We start from the raw sequence: 16,357 nt of genomic DNA, 5'->3' as shown, positions 1-16,357 counted from the left end.
CTGCTGCCCTCGGAACGGGGATCCGCAGGCGGACGTGACTGTGCGGTGTCGGTCGGCTCAATGGGGGTGGGTGTCGCCGAGCACCGCGCCCTCGCGGCGCGGGTCGGCGCCGCCGATCCACCCGTCCGCGCCGTTGCGTTTCAGGGCGCTGAGGCCGCTGGTCTGCGGCGCGACCGACACCTGGTGACCGAGTTGGCGCAGCCGGAGCACGAGCGGGTCGTGGTCGCCGTTGTCGGCGGCGTTGATCGCCGGATGCTCGCCACCGACGCCGGTGGACGGGCTGTTCCCGGCGCCGAAGGCCACCGCGGAGACCGCTTGCTGCGGGTCGAGACCCCAATCGAACATGTTGACCAGGGTTTTCACCACGTACTGGATGATCACCGAACCACCTGGGGAACCAGCGACATGGGTGAGCTCGCCGCGTGCGCTGTCGGGGCCCTTGTCGAACACCAGCGTGGGACTCATCGAGCTGCGCGGGCGCTTGCCCGGCTGGACGCGGTTGGCCATCGGCACGCCGTCGGCGCCCACCGGGTCGGCGTTGAAGTCCGTGAGCTGGTTGTTCAGCACGAAGCCGTCGACCAGGTGGAAGGAACCGAACGCGGACTCGACGGTGGTGGTCATGGCCGCCGCGTTGCCGTATCGGTCGACCACCGAGATGTGGCTGGTGCCGTGCTCCGGGGGCTGCGGGCCGACGCCCAGCGGAACCGGGCCGAAGTCGCCGGGTTGGGCGGTGCCCATGCTGCGGTTCGGATCGATCAGCCCGGCACGTTGCCGCAGATAATCCTTGTTCAGCAGGGTCTGGGCCGAGTTGCCGGGGAGCGGAATGAAATCCGTGTCGGCCACGTACTTGTTGCGGTCGGCGTAGGCGAGACGTTCGGCCTCCGCGATGAGGTGCACGGCTTCGGCGTTCGGCCGTCCGCCGTCGCGATCGATGTTCTCCGGCCGCAGGGTGGCCAGGTCGAAGTTCTCCAGGATGCCCAAGGTCGCGGCGACGGCGATGCCGCCGGAGGAGGGACTGGGCATGCCGCAGATCTCGTGTCCGCGGTACCCGGTGCACAGTGCCGTGCGCTTCTTCGCCTGGTAGCCGGCCAGGTCCTCGGTCGTGATCAGCCCCGGCGTGCGCCCGCCGGACGATCGGCTGGTGGCCTCGACGATGTCGCGGGCGATGGCACCGGTATAGAAGGCCTGCGCGCCCTCGGAGGCGACGGCGCCGAGCGTCTTCGCCATCGCCGGATTGGTGAGTACGGTCGCGGCGGCCTTCGGGCTGCCGTCCGGCTCGAGGAAGTACGCCTTGGCGCCCTCGTCCGCGATGAGGTCCTTCGCCGACTCCGCGATCTGAGCGGCGAGGCGGGGACTGATCGGGAACCCCCGGTCGGCCAGCCCGATGGCGGGGTCGAACAGCTCGCGCCACGCGGTCTTGCCGTGGTCTCGGTGTGCCAGCTCCAGCATGCGCAGCACGCCGGGCACCCCGATGGAGCGCCCGCTGGCGCGCGCGTTCGGCTTGGGTTCGGTGCGATCGGTGTCGCTGATCCAGCGCAGATAGTTCTCGGTCGCGGCCGCCGGAGCCACTTCGCGGCCGTCGTAGGCGTCCACGGTCTTGGTGTTCGCGTCGTAGTAGAGCAGGAACGCGCCGCCGCCGATACCCGACGCCTGCGGCTCCACCAGCCCCAGCACCGTCTGCGCCGCGATCAGGGCGTCCGCCGCCGTTCCGCCGTCGCGCAGCACCTCGCAGGCGGCCTTGGTGGACACCGGGTTGGCAGTGGAGACCGCGAACGTGTGCGTGCGCACCGGCGTCATGTTCGTGCGATAGCCGCTCGCTATCTCAGGGTTGGTGCTGATGTCCTTGGTGCCGCTTCCGGCGGGGCCGGCCGCGGACGCGGTGACCGGTGTGCCGTTCGGGACCGTCTCGCATACCCCCTGGGCGTGGTCCTCGCCGGACGAACAGGCCGTAGCCATCCCGACGGTGAGCATGAACGCCGCCGCGGCGGCGACCCAGGTTCCTCGCTTGCGCCCCATGCGGGGGACTCTATCCCCCGCTACCGACCACCGACGGAGCTTTTCTTCCCACGGACGAATTCGCCCTGGCCGCAGTGAGTGTCGCGAAGTCAGCCGCAACGAACGCGTAGTCGTCCGGGGCCGTCGGTAGGCTGGTCGAGTGACGATCGAGGCGGTGCTGTTCGACTTCTCCGGACCTTGTTCCGCCTGGAGGACGACGAATCCTGGTACGCAGATCTGACCTGGCCCGACGGGCGGACGTTCGACGTGCACGAGAAGGCCGAGATCATGCGCAGGATGACGGCGCCGGTGGACCAGATCGTGGAATTCGACGCCGAGACCAAGTACGCGTGGGACAACCGCGATCTCGATCCCGCGCTGCATCGCATCGCCATGATGGAGGTGCTGCGCAAGTCCGGCGTCCCCACCGACGAGGACGCCGAGCGACTGTATGCCCGGCTGCTCGACCCGCTGGAGTGGACGCCCTATCCCGACAGCGAGGCCGTCTTGAATCTGCTCGCGACACAGGATGTTCCGGTCGCGGTGGTGAGCAACATCCCGTTCGACATCCGCCCATCGTTCGCGGCGCGGGGCTGGGACCGCCTGGTCGGCGCGTTCACGCTCTCCTACGAGGTCGGCGCCATGAAGCCGGACCCGGAGATATTCCATTCCGCCCTGGACGAACTCGGCGTATCCGCCGACGCGGCCCTGATGATCGGCGACAGCGCCGAAGCCGACGGCGGGGCCGCCGCGCTCGGCAGCCGATTCGCCCTAGTGGAGGCCCTGCCCACCGCCGAACGCCCGGACGCGCTGCTGACCGCTCTGCGTCGGCACGGGCTCGTGGAGTAGCCGGCGCTCACTGCGCACCGCTGGCGTTTGCCGAAGCCGGAGTGTCCTGGTCGCCACCGTGTTACCGTGCGAATCGGCGTGTTCGGCAGTGCGTCGGTTCGTTCGGTACCAACGGGGGTACGGGTGTGAGCATGGCGTTTTCGGGTGACGAGCCGTCCGTCGGCGCGGAAACGGCCATGCCGCAGGCGGTTCGGGACGTGCGGGAAGCCGTCGCGGGAATGGCGGGTTTCGGGCTCGCGTATCCGGTGCTGATGAACCTGACGCGCGGCGGTGACGCGGCGGCCACGGCGTCCACTCAGTTCTGCGTCGCGTGGGCGCTCGGCTTGCTCGTCTTCGGGTTCGCCGAGGGCGCGCGCACGGTGCGCAGCCTGGCGCTGGCGCTGGCGATCCTGCAGGCCGTCGTCGGGTGCTGGTCGCTCCGCGACCTCGCGACCATCCCGCCCCTGATCGGGGTCGTCGCCGCGGCCTATTCGCTCGGCACTTCGGCGGCCGTCGTGCACCTGCTGTGCCAACCGGACGCCAAGGCGTGGTTCGGCGTCCGGGAGCCATGACGCCGCCGTGCCGGGCTGTCGGTCCCGGTCACTAGGCTGATCGTGTGGCAGATCCAGCGACGTACCGGCCCGCGCCGGGCACGATTCCCGTCGAACCCGGTGTCTACAAATTCCGGGATGCCCATCGGCAGGTCATCTACGTCGGCAAGGCCAAGAGCCTGCGCAGCAGGCTGAACTCCTACTTCGCCGACGTGGCGAACCTGCACCCGCGCACCAGGCAGATGGTCACCACGGCGGCGAGTGTCGAGTGGACGGTCGTGTCCACCGAGGTCGAGGCGCTCCAGTTGGAATACAACTGGATCAAGGAATTCGATCCGCGCTTCAACGTCCGCTACCGCGACGACAAGTCCTACCCGGTGCTCGCGGTCACCTTGAACGAGCAGTACCCGCGGTTGTTCGTCTACCGCGGCGCGCGGCGCAAAGGCGTCAGGTACTTCGGTCCGTACGCGCATGCCTGGGCGATCCGCGAGACTCTCGACCTGCTGCTGCGGGTGTTTCCCGCACGCACCTGCTCCAACGGAGTCTTTCAGCGGCACACCCAGATCGGGCGGCCCTGCCTGCTCGGCTACATCGACAAGTGCTCGGCGCCGTGCATCGGCCGGGTGAGCGCCGAGGAGCACCGCGGGATCGTGGACGACTTCTGCGACTTCCTCGCCGGCCGCACCGACCGCTTGGTCCGCGAGCTGGAACGGCGCATGCACGACGCCGCCGAAGGTCTGGACTTCGAAGCCGCCGCCCGGTTCCGCGACGACGTGCAAGCGCTGCGCCGCGCGCTGGAGAAGCAGGCGGTTGTGCTCGGCACCGGCACCGATGCCGACGTGATCGCCTTCGCCACCGACGAGCTCGAGGTGGCCGTGCAGGTGTTCCACGTGCGCGACGGCCGGGTGCGCGGTCAGCGCGGCTGGGTGGTCGACAAGTCGGGCGACGCCGTCGACGTCCCGGGGGCGGGCGGTGAACTCGCCGCGCTGGTCGAACAGTTCCTCACGCAGTTCTACGGCGAACAGGTCGCCGTGGCCGAGCAGGGCGCCGAGGAGCAGCCCGCCACCGTGGTGCCGCGCGAGGTGCTCGTGCCGGAGCTGCCCGCCGACGTGGAGCAGGTCCAGCAGTGGCTGTCGGGCCTGCGTGGCTCGGCGGTCAAGGTTCGGGTGCCGCAGCGCGGGGACAAGAAGGCGCTCGCCGAGACCGTGCAGCGCAACGCGACGGAGGCCCTGGCCCAGCACAAGCTCAAGCGAGCCGGCGACCTCACGTCGAGATCGCAAGCGCTGCAAGATATTCAGGACGCGCTGGAACTCGACACCGCGCCGCTGCGCATCGAATGCGTCGACGTCAGTCACGTGCAGGGCACGGACGTGGTCGCCTCGCTGGTGGTCTTCGAAGACGGCCTGGCTCGCAAATCCGAGTATCGCCACTACACGATCAAGGAGGCGGCGGGCGAAGGCCGCTCCGACGACGTCGGCAGCATCGCCGAGGTGACCCGCCGCCGCTTCCTCAAGCTGCGCCGCGAACGGGACATGGTCGAGCACGAAGACCTCGCCGCCACCGAAGACGACGGTGACGCGCTCGACCTCACTTCGCGGCCCGGTATCGATCCCCGCACCGGACGCCCGCGCAAGTTCGCCTACCCGCCCAACCTGTACGTGGTCGACGGCGGCGCACCACAGGTCACGGCGGCCGCCGAGGTGCTCGACGAACTCGGCATCACCGACGTCGCCGTGATCGGCCTCGCCAAACGGCTCGAAGAGGTGTGGGTGCCGGGCGAGCCCGATCCGGTGATCCTGCCGCGCAACAGCGAGGCGCTGTATCTGCTGCAGCGCGTCCGCGACGAGGCGCATCGCTTCGCCATCACCTTCCATCGCAGCAAACGTTCGCGCAGGATGATCGCCTCGGCGCTGGACTCGGTGCCCGGACTCGGCACGGCGCGCCGGACCGCGCTGGTCACCCACTTCGGCTCGGTGACGAAACTGAAGCAGGCCACGGTCGAGCAGATCACCGAGGTTCCCGGCATCGGGGTGGCTACCGCGAAAGCGGTCCTTGCGGCGCTTCGGTCCGAATAGTCAGTCGACAGTGCACCGGAAGTTTCGGTTTCGCGTACGTTGTGTGTCTGCGCCCGATACCGAGACAGGTGCGCGATGATCGGAAGGCACCCGAGAGACGGATCCGGTAGGACATGACACGCGTCGAATCGAACAGCAGCGCGGGCTCCGCACCGACGAGCGCGGGACGAGCGGGCTCGTCCGGCACCCTCGCCGGGGTGAACCCGCAGGTCGAGGTGGTCATCGTGACCGGGCTCTCGGGCGCGGGCCGCGGCACCGCCGCCCGGGTGCTCGAGGACCTCGGCTGGTATGTGGCCGACAACCTACCGCCCGAGCTGTTCGGGCGGATGGTCGAACTCGGCGCGTCGGCGAAGCCACCGATCCGGCGTCTGGCCCTGGTCATGGACGTGCGCAGCCGGTTCTTCACCGGTGATCTCTCGGTGGTCACCGAACAGTTGCGGTCGCTCGGCGTGCGCACCAGGGTGCTGTTCCTGGAGGCCTCCGACGACGTGCTGATCCGCCGCTTCGGCTTCGCCCGGCGCAGGCATCCGCTGCAGAGCGAGAGCAAGGACGGCACCCTGTCGGCGGGCATCGCCGCCGAGCGGGTCCGCCTTTCGGCCGTGAAGACCGCCGCGGACCTGGTGATCGACACCACCGAGCTGTCCATTCACCAGTTGCACCGGAAGCTGGAGGAGGCCTACGGCGGCGGAGCGCCCACCGCGCTGCAGCTCACCGTGCAGTCCTTCGGCTTCAAGTACGGGGTTCCGCTCGATGCCGACATGGTGTTGGATGTGCGTTTTCTACCCAACCCACATTGGATACCGGAGTTGCGGGAACATACAGGCCAAGAGGCGGTGGTCAGCGAGTACGTGCTGTCGCGCCCCGGTGCGGACGATTATCTGCGCACCTGCCACCACCTGGTCGAGTTGACGACGAACGGCTACCGCCAAGAGGGGAAGCGATACATGACGGTCGCAGTGGGCTGCACCGGAGGCAAGCACCGAAGCGTCGCGATAGCCGAAGCACTGGGCGAATTGATGAGTGAGGTCACCGGCGGCCCGGAGGAATCCGCCGACGTGGTCCGTGTGGTGCATCGAGATCTGGGGCGCGAATGACCGGCTGGGAATCCAATCCCAGCATCGTCGCGCTGGGTGGTGGCCACGGCTTGTACGCGACGCTGACCGCTGTACGGCGGCTGACCAGAAAGATCTGCGCGGTGGTCACCGTCGCCGACGACGGCGGGTCCTCGGGCCGGCTACGCGCCGAACTGGGGGTGCTGCCGCCGGGGGATCTTCGCATGGCGCTGGCCGCCTTGGCCGCCGACGCCGACGGCGTCTGGACGCGCACCGTCCAGCATCGCTTCGGCGGCACCGGCGCACTGGCCGGGCACTCCGTCGGCAACTTGATCCTGGCCGGGCTCACCGAAGTGCTCGGCGACCCGGTCGCCGCGCTGGACGAGGTCGCCAGGATGTTGCGTATCACCGGGCGGGTGCTGCCCATGTCGCCGATCGCGCTGGATATCGAAGCCGATGTGTCTGGGCTGGAAGCGGATCCGCGGGTGAGCCGCTGCATTCGCGGCCAAGTTGCCATCGCCACGACGCCGGGTAAGGTGCGGCGGGTGCGGCTGATTCCGTCCGACCCGCCGGCCAGTGCCGAGGCCACGTCGGCGATCGAGCACGCCGATGTCGTCGTCCTGGGTCCGGGATCGTGGTTCACCAGCGTGATTCCGCACGTGCTCGTCCCCGAACTGCGCGAGGCGCTGGTGTACACCAGGGCGCGCAAAGTGCTCGTGCTCAACCTCGCCGCCGAGCCGGGGGAGACCGCCGGGTTCTCCGCGGAGCGGCATTTGCATGTATTGTCCCAGCACGCACCGGAATTCGTGGTCGACGAGGTGCTGGTGGACTCCGGCTCGGTGCCGGAGGGCCGCGAGCGGGAACATGTGGCCAGGGCTGCCGAACAGTTGCGGGCGCGAGTAACCTTCTCCGATGTCGCCGAAGCGGGAACGGACCGGCATCACCCCGGAAAGCTTGCCGCCGCACTGGATCAAGTGATCCGGCAACCTCGGCCGCAAATGGCAGGGCTTCGAGTCGAGGGACGGCACATGGGTCAGGATGTGCGTTCCGGGTTGGGTGGAAAGGAGCGCGTCTCGTGGCGATGACAGCCGATGTGAAAGACGAGCTGAGCAGGCTCACCGTCGCACAGGTGAGTTCCCGCAAGGCGGAACTGTCCGCTCTGCTGCGTTTCGCGGGCGGCCTGCACATCGTCGGCGGCCGGGTGATCGTCGAGGCCGAGGTGGACATGGGGTCCATCGCGCGCAGACTGCGCCGGGAGATCTTCGAGCTCTACGGCTACGGCTCCGACGTGCACGTGCTCGGCGCGGGTGGGCTGCGCAAGACCTCCCGGTACGTGGTGCGCGTGTCCAAGGAGGGCGAGGCGCTGGCCCGGCAGACGGGTCTGCTCGACGTCCGCGGTCGTCCGGTGCGCGGCCTGCCCGCGCAGGTGGTCGGCGGCAGCATCGCCGACGCCGAAGCGGCTTGGCGCGGAGCGTTTCTCGCGCACGGCTCGCTCACCGAGCCGGGACGTTCCTCCGCGCTGGAGGTCAGTTGCCCCGGTCCGGAGGCGGCGCTGGCGCTGGTCGGCGCGGCCCGGCGGCTCGGGATCACGGCCAAGGCGCGCGAGGTGCGCGGCACCGACCGCGTGGTGGTCCGCGACGGCGAGGCGATCGGCGCGTTGCTGACCAGGATGGGCGCGCACGGCACCAGGATGGTCTGGGAGGAGCGCAGGCTGCGCCGCGAGGTCCGCGCGACCGCCAATCGGCTGGCCAACTTCGACGACGCCAACCTGCGCCGCTCGGCGCGGGCCGCGGTCGCCGCGGCGGCCAGGGTGGAACGCGCGCTGGAGATCCTCAGCGACGACGTGCCCGACCATCTCGCCGCCGCGGGCAGGCTGCGTGTGCAGCACCGGCAGGCGTCGCTGGAGGAACTCGGCCAGCTCGCCGATCCGCCGATGACCAAAGACGCTGTCGCGGGCCGGATCCGGCGGCTGCTGTCGATGGCCGACCGGCGCGCCAAGGAGCTCGGCGTGCCCGACACCGAATCCGCCGTCACGGCCGAGCTGCTCGACGAAGCCTGAGGCGCGACCCCGTCCGGCCGCGGAATCCGGGCGTGTTCGATTTCGGAACTTTTCTTGGTCAGGCGTCTGACCAGGCATGCCGTCCTCGCGAATGCCAGGTGCGTGTCGGCGAGGTCACGGCAGGGCGATAGTGTGAGTAGGGCATCGGAATGACCCGCGGAAAGCTGAGGAGCGATAACGTGACTGTCCGGGTAGGCATCAACGGCTTCGGCCGTATCGGACGTAACTTCTTCCGGGCGGTGGAGGCGCAGAAGGCGCTCGGCACCACCGACATCGAGATCGTCGCGGTCAACGACCTCACCGACAACGCGACCCTCGCGACCCTGCTCAAGTACGACTCGATCCTCGGCCGGCTGCCGCAGGACGTCTCGCTCGACGGCGACGACACCATCGTGGTGGGCGACCAGCGGATCAAGGCGCTGGCCATCAAGGAGGGCCCGTCGGCGCTGCCCTGGGGCGACCTGGGCGTCGACGTGGTCGTCGAGTCCACCGGCATCTTCACCGATGCCACCAAGGCCAAGGGCCACCTCGCCGCGGGCGCCAAGAAGGTCGTCATCTCCGCCCCCGCCAAGGGTGAGGACATCACCATCGTGATGGGCGTCAACGACGACAAGTACGACGGCAGCCAGAACATCATCTCGAACGCCTCGTGCACCACCAACTGCCTGGGCCCGCTGGCCAAGGTGCTCAACGACGAGTTCGGCATCGAGCGCGGCCTGATGACCACCATCCACGCCTACACCCAGGACCAGAACCTGCAGGACGGCCCGCACGGCGACCTGCGCCGCGCCCGCGCCGCCGCGCTGAACATCGTGCCGACCGGCACCGGCGCCGCGAAGGCCATCGGCCTGGTGCTGCCCGAGCTGCAGGGCAAGCTGGACGGCTACGCGCTGCGCGTGCCGGTGCCGACGGGTTCGGTCACCGACCTGACCGCCACGCTGCGCAAGCCGGCCACGATCGAGGAGATCAACGCCGCGTACAAGGCCGCCGCCGAGGGCCCGCTGAAGGGCATCCTCAAGTACAACACCGACCCGATCGTCTCCAGCGACATCGTCACCGACCCGGCCTCGTCGATCTACGACGCGCCGCTGACCAAGGTGATCGACGACCAGGTCAAGGTGGTCTCCTGGTACGACAACGAGTGGGGCTACTCCAACCGTCTCGCCGATCTCATCGGCCTCGTCGGCAAGTCGCTCTGACGCGTATGGCTGTCAAGACACTCGCGGAGCTGCTCGGCGAGGGTGTCGAGGGTCGGGGCGTGCTCGTGCGCTCCGACCTGAACGTCCCCCTCGACGACAATGGACAGATCACCGATCCCGGCCGGATCATCGCCTCGGCCCCGACCATCAAGGCGCTGGCCGAGGCGGGCGCCAAGGTCATCGTGACCGCGCACCTGGGCAGGCCGAAGGGCGAGCCGGACCCGAAGTTCTCGCTGGCGCCGGTGGCCGCCAGGCTCGCCGAGGAACTGGGCCGCAACGTCCAGCTCGCCGGTGACGTGGTGGGCCAGGACGCGCTCGCGCGGTCGGAGGGCCTCACCGACGGTGACGTGCTGCTGCTGGAGAACGTCCGGTTCGATCCGCGCGAGACCAGCAAGGACGACGCCGACCGCGGCAAGCTGGCCGCGGCGCTGGTCGAGCTGGTCGGCGACGACGGCGCGTTCGTCTCCGACGGATTCGGCGTGGTGCACCGCAAGCAGGCGTCGGTGTACGACGTGGCGAAGCTGCTGCCGCACTACGCGGGCACGCTGGTCGCGGCCGAGGTCGAGGTGCTGGCGAAGCTGACCGAGAACCCGGACCGGCCCTACGCGGTCGTGCTCGGCGGTTCCAAGGTCTCCGACAAGCTGGCGGTCATCGAGGCGCTCGCGCCGAAGGTGGACACGCTGGTGATCGGCGGCGGCATGTGCTTCACCTTCCTTGCCGCGCAGGGTCTCTCGGTGGGCGCCTCGCTGCTGCAGGAGGAGATGGTGGACACCTGCAAGGGCCTGCTCGAGCGGTACGCCGACGTCATCCACCTGCCGCGCGACATCGTGGTGGCCGACAAGTTCGCCGCCGACGCCGAGTCGCGGGTGGTGCCCGCGCACGAGATCCCGGACGGCTGGCTGGGCTTGGACGTGGGTCCGGAGTCGGTGGACCGTTTCGCGGCACTGCTGACCGAGGCACGGACGGTGTTCTGGAACGGCCCGATGGGCGTGTTCGAGTTCGAGAAGTTCGCCGCGGGCACCCGCGGGGTCGCCGAGGCGATCGTGACCGCCACCGGCAAGGGCGCGTTCACCGTCGTCGGCGGTGGCGACTCGGCCGCGGCCGTGCGCGCGCTGAACCTGCCGGAGGACGGCTTCTCGCACATCTCCACCGGCGGCGGCGCCTCGCTGGAGTACCTCGAGGGCAAACAGCTCCCCGGCATCGCGGTGTTGGAGGACTGAGCATGGCACGCAAACCGCTCATCGCGGGCAACTGGAAGATGAACCTCAACCACCTCGAGGCCATCGCCCTGGTGCAGAAGATCGCGTTCGCCCTGCCGGAGAAGTACTTCGACAAGGTCGACGTGGCGGTGCTCCCGCCGTTCACCGACATCCGCAGCGTGCAGACGCTGATCGAAGGCGACAAACTCCTGCTCACCTATGGCGGGCAGGACGTCTCGGTGCACGAGTCGGGCGCTTACACCGGCGAGATCAGTGGAAGCATGCTCACCAAGCTGGGCTGCACCTTCGTCGTGGTGGGGCACTCGGAACGGCGCCAGTATCACAACGAGGACGACGCCACCGTGCTGGCCAAGGCCAAGCAGGCGCTGAAGCACGGGATCACCCCGATCGTGTGCATCGGTGAGGGCCTGAACATCCGCGAGGCGGGCACGCACGTCGAGTACAACCTCGAGCAGCTGCGCGGATCGCTGAAAGGTCTGACGGCGGAGGAGATCTCGAAGATCGTCATCGCCTACGAGCCGGTGTGGGCGATCGGCACCGGCAGGGTCGCCACGCCCGCCGACGCGCAGGAGGTCTGTGGCGCGATTCGCGGTGAGCTGGCGCTGCTGGCCTCGCCAGAGGTCGCCGCGGAGGTCCGCGTGCTCTACGGCGGTTCGGTGAACGCCAAGAACGTCGGCGAGTTGGTCGCCCAGACCGACATCGACGGCGCTCTGGTCGGCGGCGCGTCGCTCAAGGGTGATGAGTTCGCCACCCTCTCGGCGATCGCGGCCGGCGGCCCCTTGCCCTGACCCGGTCCAGGGACTGCGTCCAACAGCCCGGCATCGCGACGAGCGATACCGGGCTGTTGCGGTTTTCGCCGCTGCTCTGCGACCGGTGGCCTGCTGGCGGAGCCCCGATTCACCGGCCCGGCAAGGGTTTCCACACCGCTCGCGGCCAGCCTCTGCAATCCCTGCTCTTGGCGTGGAGTGCGAGCTGACGCCAAGGTGTGAGTCCTTTCATGCCTCCCCATCTATACGGGGCCGTATATAAGGGCTAGCCTCATCTTATACGCCACCGTATATAAGAACTCAACGGTGGCGGTCTGCGCGGCGAAGTGAACGCGTATCACAGGAAAGCGGCCGCGGAGACAACCTGATGGAGCCCCATGGCTCCGCGTACGGAAATGGGGAGTTGACATGATCAAGTGGGCGGGCTGGCTCATTGTGTTGTTTCCGGGAGTCGGGCACACGCTGGGTGCTCTTGTGCAGACGGCCCCGCGCTACTCCGAGGCGTGGTTCAGCGGAGAAGGGTGGGAGGCCGATGCCACTGCGATGAACTACGCCGAGGCCACATTGTGGTACACCGTGTTCAGCTTCGGCGTGCCATTCCTCCTGATCGGCTTGATGGTGCTGTGGCTGGACCGCCGCGGCATCACGCCACCATCGTTCCTCGCGTGGATTACGGCCGGTTGGACCGTGGTTACCGTCGCGGTCGGCGGCCCCTCACCCCTGCTGGTCCTCCTGATCGCCGCCGCCCTGCTGCTGGTCGGCTCCAGACGCGCCGCCCGCCGCGACGATCCCGGAACTGCCGCAGGAGCATTCGTCCCGACGAGATGAACCCGTCGCCGTGGCAACGATGGTGCGCCAGCTCGGACGGACGCAGTCACGCCGCGATCACTGCGCGTGCAGGATCAAGCCGGCGCCGTTGTCGTTGCGGAGGGTCAGCGCATCGGCGTCCACAGTGGCGGCGGTCTTGCCGTCCAAGGCTTTCAGGACCGCCTGCTCTACCTCCATCACCTCGGGGGAGCACGCCATTTTCGTGGTGGCGATCCGGAAGGTGATCTCCGCTCCCGATACGTCGGCGCTGCCGGTCAGGCGATTGCACCCGGCGCTGCCCGAGACGGCGCCGTCCTCGGCGATGGTGAGCGTCGGGTTCGTCTCCTCCAGTGCGCGGGAACGGATCTGGGCATCATCGGCGATGAGGGCGGTGACCAGCCACGAGGTGCCCTTGATGGGGCGGTCCGGCTGAGCGACCTCCTTGTCGAGCAGGGTCACGGTCCGGTTGTCGCTGTGCAGCGTGAGTCGCGTGTCATCGAGTCGCCAGCTGGGCTCGGAGTTCAGCAGTCCGCTGAGCCATTCATCGGCGCCGCTGCGATCGTCCGGGCAGGCCATCAGGGTCGTGGACAGACCGGAGACGCGCACGACGTGGTCGTCCAGGGTGACCGTGCCGGTGAACTTGTTGCATCCCGCGTCCGCGGTGATACGGCCGTCGGGGAAGCTGACCGTCAGCGGCCCGCCGCCGGGAATCGGCGTTCCCTCGACGCCGGTCGAGAGGAAGGTGCGGCCCACCGGGCTCGGCCCGTCCGAGGTCTGCTCCGGACGGTTGCTGGAGCACGCCGCGATCGCGCAGGGAGCGATCAGGACAGCGAGGGCTAGTCGCGCGAAGTGTGCCGCCATGCGGCGATGCTACCGACGAGGCGCTCGGCGGCCCGGATTTCGCGGGTTGTGACGGCCTGCCGGGCTCGCGGTGCGATTCTTCCTGGACGTCGAGCGTGTGGGGAACCCTCCAGGGCAGCCACCACCCGGTCGGCATGCCCGGATGTCCGACTCGCCTGCCGTGCTGGTCTACCGCCGACAAACACGACAAGAATTCCGGTCGAGCGGAGAATCTGGATACATGGGATGACTCCTTCGGTGTGCGTTACTATCTGTGCCGTGCACCGATGCTTCCCCGTCACTCCGCCGCCCGCCTCCTGAGCGAGGTGTAGGTATTCAGCGTGCCACCGACCGGTGTGCGCGCCATTTTCGGCATCACCGTGCACCTCGCTTCCGCGACCCCATCCCTTTCAGTCGCAGGAGCGCGATCTTCTATGTCCACGTCTGTGTCCACGGCCGGCCGTTCTGGGCTGGCCTATCTCGTCGGCGCCGGATTCCTTTGGGGCACCGGCGGTCTGCTCGGCACGCTGCTGCACCGAGCCACGGGTCTTCCCCCTGTTTCGGTTGCCACCTGCCGGCTCGCCGTCGGTGGGCTGCTGCTGGTGGCCCTGCTCGCCACCAGACGGCAACCCTGGCCGCGAAATCCTTTGGCGTGGCGCCGAATCGGCGCGGTCGCCGTGCTCGCGGCGACCTTCCAGGCGGCCTACTTCGGCGCCGTCGCGGCCGCGTCGGTCAGTCTCGCGACCTTGATCACCATCGGCATGTCACCGGTGGTCGTCGCCGTGCTGGAGCACGTCACCGGACGACGTTCGGTGGACCGGCGGCGGGCGGCGACGATCGGCATCGCCCTGTGCGGGCTGGCGCTGCTGGTCGGAATACCGTCCGGCGATGCGAGCGCGGGCGGATTGCTGGCGGGTGCGGTGCTCGCGTCGGCGGCCGCCGCGGCATTCGCGACGCTCACCGTGATCAACGCGGCGCCGGTGCCCGGCCTGGACGCGATGACCACCACAGGCCTCGGGTTCACCGGCGGCGCCCTGCTGCTGGTTCCGGTAGCGGCCACCAGCGGTCTCGCGTTCGACCCGACCGTGGGCAGCCTCGCATTGGTCCTGCTGCTCGGGCTGGTGCCGACCGCGGTCGCCTACACCCTGTACTTTCGCGGGCTCTCCGATGTCGGTCCCGGGATCGCCGCGGTACTCGCGCTCCTCGAGCCGCTCACCGGGGCGGTGCTGGCCGCGGCAGTGCTCGGGGAACGCCTCACCGCCCACGGGCTGCTGGGCGCCGCGTTGCTCCTTGTGGCGTTGTTGCTCGCGGCGACACCCGAGCGTTCCCGGGTCGAAGGGCGGGACATGACGACCGGCGGCTGCCGTTCGCGGGACTAAGCTTCGGCGCGTGACCGCTGCCGCGACGACCCCTGGCTCCACGTGGGCGCCGCTGCGTTCCCCGATATACCGCGCACTCTGGGTGGCGCAGCTCGTGTCCAATCTGGGCACCTGGATGCAGACCGTCGGGGCGCAATGGCTTCTGGTCGACTTGCCCAACGCCGCGGCTCTGGTCTCGTTCGTGCAGACCGCGATCACGTTGCCGGTGATGCTGCTGGCCATTCCGTCCGGCGTGCTCGCCGACCTGGTGGATCGGCGCAGGCTGCTGCTCGGCGCGCAGTCGACCATGGCGGTGCTCGCGGCGATTCTCGCCGTGTCGACCGCGACCGGGCACACTACGCCTCCGGTGCTGTTGACACTGCTGTTCCTGCTCGGCTGCGGGCAGGCGCTGACCGCGCCCGCCTGGCAGGCCATTCAGCCGGAGTTGGTCTCGCGCGAGCAGATCCCCGCCGCCGCGGCGTTGGGCAGCATGAACATCAATGTCGGTCGTGCGGTCGGTCCGGCGCTGGCGGGTGTGCTCGTCTCGCTGTCCGGGCCGACGTTGGTGTTCGCGCTGAACGCGGTGTCCTTCGGCGGAATCGTCACGGTGCTGACGGTGTGGCGTCGGCCGGCGATGGACCGGCGGCTGCCCACCGAGCGTCCGCTGGCGGCGTTGCAGGCGGGCACTCGGTTCATCCGGGCCGCACCGGCGATCCGTCGCGTGCTGCTGCGCTCGATCTTGTTCATCACGCCCGCCAGCGCGTTGTGGGCGTTGCTGCCGGTGATCGCACGCGATCGGCTCGGGCTGTCGTCCACCGGATACGGTCTGATGCTCGGCGCACTCGGTCTCGGCGCCGTGGTCGGCGCCGCCGCGTTGTCGCGCCTGCGGCAACTGCTGAACCCTACCCAGCGACTGAGCACGGCCGCGATCCTGTTCGGACTCGCGACCGTCGGCACCGCGCTGTTGCGCGTCGTGCCCGTGATACTTGCCCTCCTGGTTTTCGCGGGCCTGGCCTGGCTGCTGGCGATGTCCACGATGAACTCGACCATGCAGCTGCTGCTACCGGCCTGGGTGCGGGCGCGCGGGCTGTCGGTGTACCTGCTGGTGTTCATGGGCGGCCAGGCGATCGGCTCGCTGGTCTGGGGTCTGGTCGCCGACGCCATCGGGTCGGTGCCCGCGCTGCTGTGGGCGGCGGTGCTGCTCGGGTTCTGCGCGGTGAGCACCTTGTGGCTGCCGATCCGGCACGACGCCGAACAGATCGACCTGACTCCGTCGGCGTTCTGGCCCGAGCCCCAGCTGGTGGTCGAACCCGATCCCGACGACGGCCCGGTACTGATCCTGCGCGACTACGACGTGCCACTGGAGAACGTCGAGGAATTCCTCGCCGCCATGGCCTTCGTCGGCCGGTCCCGGCAGCGCACCGGCGCCATGGAATGGCGGCTGTACCGCGATGTCGGGGTGATCGACCGCTACGTCGAGGCATTCGTCGTGCGGTCCTGGGCCGAGCACATGCACCAGCACCAGGTTCGCCTCACCGCCCAGGACCAGCTGCGCGAGCAGGCCGTCGCGAAGTTCACCACCGCCGACGGCGACCGGGTCACCCAT

13 protein-coding genes and 1 pseudogene are annotated in these 16,357 nt (G+C 69.1%); 12 read left to right on the top strand and 2 right to left on the bottom strand.

All coding sequences use genetic code 11. The features are described from left to right. Positions 1-57 precede the first annotated feature (57 nt). The gene (locus tag ON34_RS15605) at positions 58-2,016 is read right to left on the bottom strand and encodes a gamma-glutamyltransferase family protein (RefSeq protein ID WP_040780011.1); all 1,959 of its coding nucleotides are present in this window, start codon (positions 2,014-2,016) and stop codon (positions 58-60) included. A 139-nt stretch (positions 2,017-2,155) separates the two neighbouring features. Here ON34_RS15605 and ON34_RS15600 point away from each other — a divergent pair. The 10 genes and pseudogenes from ON34_RS15600 to ON34_RS15555 all read left to right on the top strand — a co-directional run bounded on the left by ON34_RS15600 (position 2,156) and on the right by ON34_RS15555 (position 12,574). Further along, positions 2,156-2,844, top strand: a pseudogene (locus tag ON34_RS15600) (HAD family hydrolase). Positions 2,845-2,975: 131 nt separating this feature from the next. Next, the gene (locus ON34_RS15595; RefSeq protein WP_040780008.1) at positions 2,976-3,395 is read left to right on the top strand and encodes a hypothetical protein; all 420 of its coding nucleotides are present in this window, start codon (positions 2,976-2,978) and stop codon (positions 3,393-3,395) included. 44 nt (positions 3,396-3,439) lie between these two features. Then, positions 3,440-5,449, top strand: a complete 2,010-nt coding sequence (gene uvrC, locus ON34_RS15590) for an excinuclease ABC subunit UvrC (protein WP_040780006.1) — start codon at positions 3,440-3,442, stop codon at positions 5,447-5,449. A 113-nt stretch (positions 5,450-5,562) separates the two neighbouring features. After that, on the top strand, positions 5,563-6,543 hold the full coding sequence (gene rapZ / locus ON34_RS15585) for an RNase adapter RapZ (RefSeq protein WP_083889474.1): 981 nt from the start codon (positions 5,563-5,565) through the stop codon (positions 6,541-6,543). After that, a complete protein-coding gene (locus tag ON34_RS15580; protein ID WP_040780004.1) occupies positions 6,540-7,586 on the top strand; it encodes a gluconeogenesis factor YvcK family protein in 1,047 nt (348 codons plus the stop codon). Before rapZ ends, ON34_RS15580 begins: the two co-directional genes overlap by 4 nt. Continuing rightward, complete coding sequence (whiA, locus tag ON34_RS15575; RefSeq protein WP_040780001.1) at positions 7,577-8,560, top strand: DNA-binding protein WhiA; 984 nt, start codon at positions 7,577-7,579, stop codon at positions 8,558-8,560. Before ON34_RS15580 ends, whiA begins: the two co-directional genes overlap by 10 nt. 179 nt (positions 8,561-8,739) lie before the next feature. Then, positions 8,740-9,759 carry a type I glyceraldehyde-3-phosphate dehydrogenase gene (gene gap / locus ON34_RS15570; protein WP_040779999.1) on the top strand — a complete coding sequence of 340 codons (1,020 nt, stop codon included), beginning with the start codon at positions 8,740-8,742 and terminating at the stop codon, positions 9,757-9,759. Between the two features lie 5 nt (positions 9,760-9,764). Then, the gene (locus tag ON34_RS15565) at positions 9,765-10,979 is read left to right on the top strand and encodes a phosphoglycerate kinase (protein ID WP_040779997.1); all 1,215 of its coding nucleotides are present in this window, start codon (positions 9,765-9,767) and stop codon (positions 10,977-10,979) included. Positions 10,980-10,981: 2 nt separating this feature from the next. Continuing rightward, on the top strand, positions 10,982-11,767 hold the full coding sequence (gene tpiA / locus ON34_RS15560) for a triose-phosphate isomerase (RefSeq protein ID WP_040779995.1): 786 nt from the start codon (positions 10,982-10,984) through the stop codon (positions 11,765-11,767). 387 nt (positions 11,768-12,154) lie between these two features. Next, positions 12,155-12,574: a DUF6463 family protein gene (locus ON34_RS15555; RefSeq protein ID WP_051022694.1), complete on the top strand. Its 420-nt coding sequence runs from the start codon at positions 12,155-12,157 to the stop codon at positions 12,572-12,574. Positions 12,575-12,631: 57 nt separating this feature from the next. Here the strand turns inward: ON34_RS15555 and ON34_RS15550 are convergent, their stop codons facing one another. Continuing rightward, positions 12,632-13,414, bottom strand: a complete 783-nt coding sequence (locus ON34_RS15550) for an META domain-containing protein (RefSeq protein WP_040779993.1) — start codon at positions 13,412-13,414, stop codon at positions 12,632-12,634. 413 nt (positions 13,415-13,827) lie between these two features. Between ON34_RS15550 and ON34_RS15545 the strand changes: the two genes are divergently transcribed. Both ON34_RS15545 and ON34_RS15540 read left to right on the top strand, forming a co-directional pair. Continuing rightward, entirely contained in the window at positions 13,828-14,772 is a 945-nt protein-coding gene (locus tag ON34_RS15545) for a DMT family transporter (RefSeq protein WP_040779991.1), read from the top strand. Positions 14,773-14,782: 10 nt separating this feature from the next. Further along, positions 14,783-16,357: MFS transporter (locus ON34_RS15540; RefSeq protein ID WP_040780112.1), on the top strand; the 1,575-nt coding region annotated here is incomplete at its 3' end.

It is taken from the genome of Nocardia pneumoniae NBRC 100136 (assembly GCF_000308755.1).
GTDB classification, from domain to species: Bacteria; Actinomycetota; Actinomycetes; order Mycobacteriales; family Mycobacteriaceae; genus Nocardia; species Nocardia pneumoniae.
This window is presented reverse-complemented; position numbering and strand designations above follow the sequence as displayed.

Coding starts and splice junctions, on each gene's coding strand:
- ON34_RS15595 (WP_040780008.1), top strand. CDS start 2,976: ATGGCGTTTTCGGGTGACGAGCCGTCCGTCGGCGCGGAAACGGCCATG.
- ON34_RS15550 (WP_040779993.1), bottom strand. CDS start 13,414: ATGGCGGCACACTTCGCGCGACTAGCCCTCGCTGTCCTGATCGCTCCC.
- ON34_RS15555 (WP_051022694.1), top strand. CDS start 12,155: ATGATCAAGTGGGCGGGCTGGCTCATTGTGTTGTTTCCGGGAGTCGGG.
- tpiA (WP_040779995.1), top strand. CDS start 10,982: ATGGCACGCAAACCGCTCATCGCGGGCAACTGGAAGATGAACCTCAAC.
- ON34_RS15545 (WP_040779991.1), top strand. CDS start 13,828: ATGTCCACGTCTGTGTCCACGGCCGGCCGTTCTGGGCTGGCCTATCTC.
- ON34_RS15565 (WP_040779997.1), top strand. CDS start 9,765: ATGGCTGTCAAGACACTCGCGGAGCTGCTCGGCGAGGGTGTCGAGGGT.
- ON34_RS15605 (WP_040780011.1), bottom strand. CDS start 2,016: ATGGGGCGCAAGCGAGGAACCTGGGTCGCCGCCGCGGCGGCGTTCATG.
- rapZ (WP_083889474.1), top strand. CDS start 5,563: ATGACACGCGTCGAATCGAACAGCAGCGCGGGCTCCGCACCGACGAGC.
- ON34_RS15580 (WP_040780004.1), top strand. CDS start 6,540: ATGACCGGCTGGGAATCCAATCCCAGCATCGTCGCGCTGGGTGGTGGC.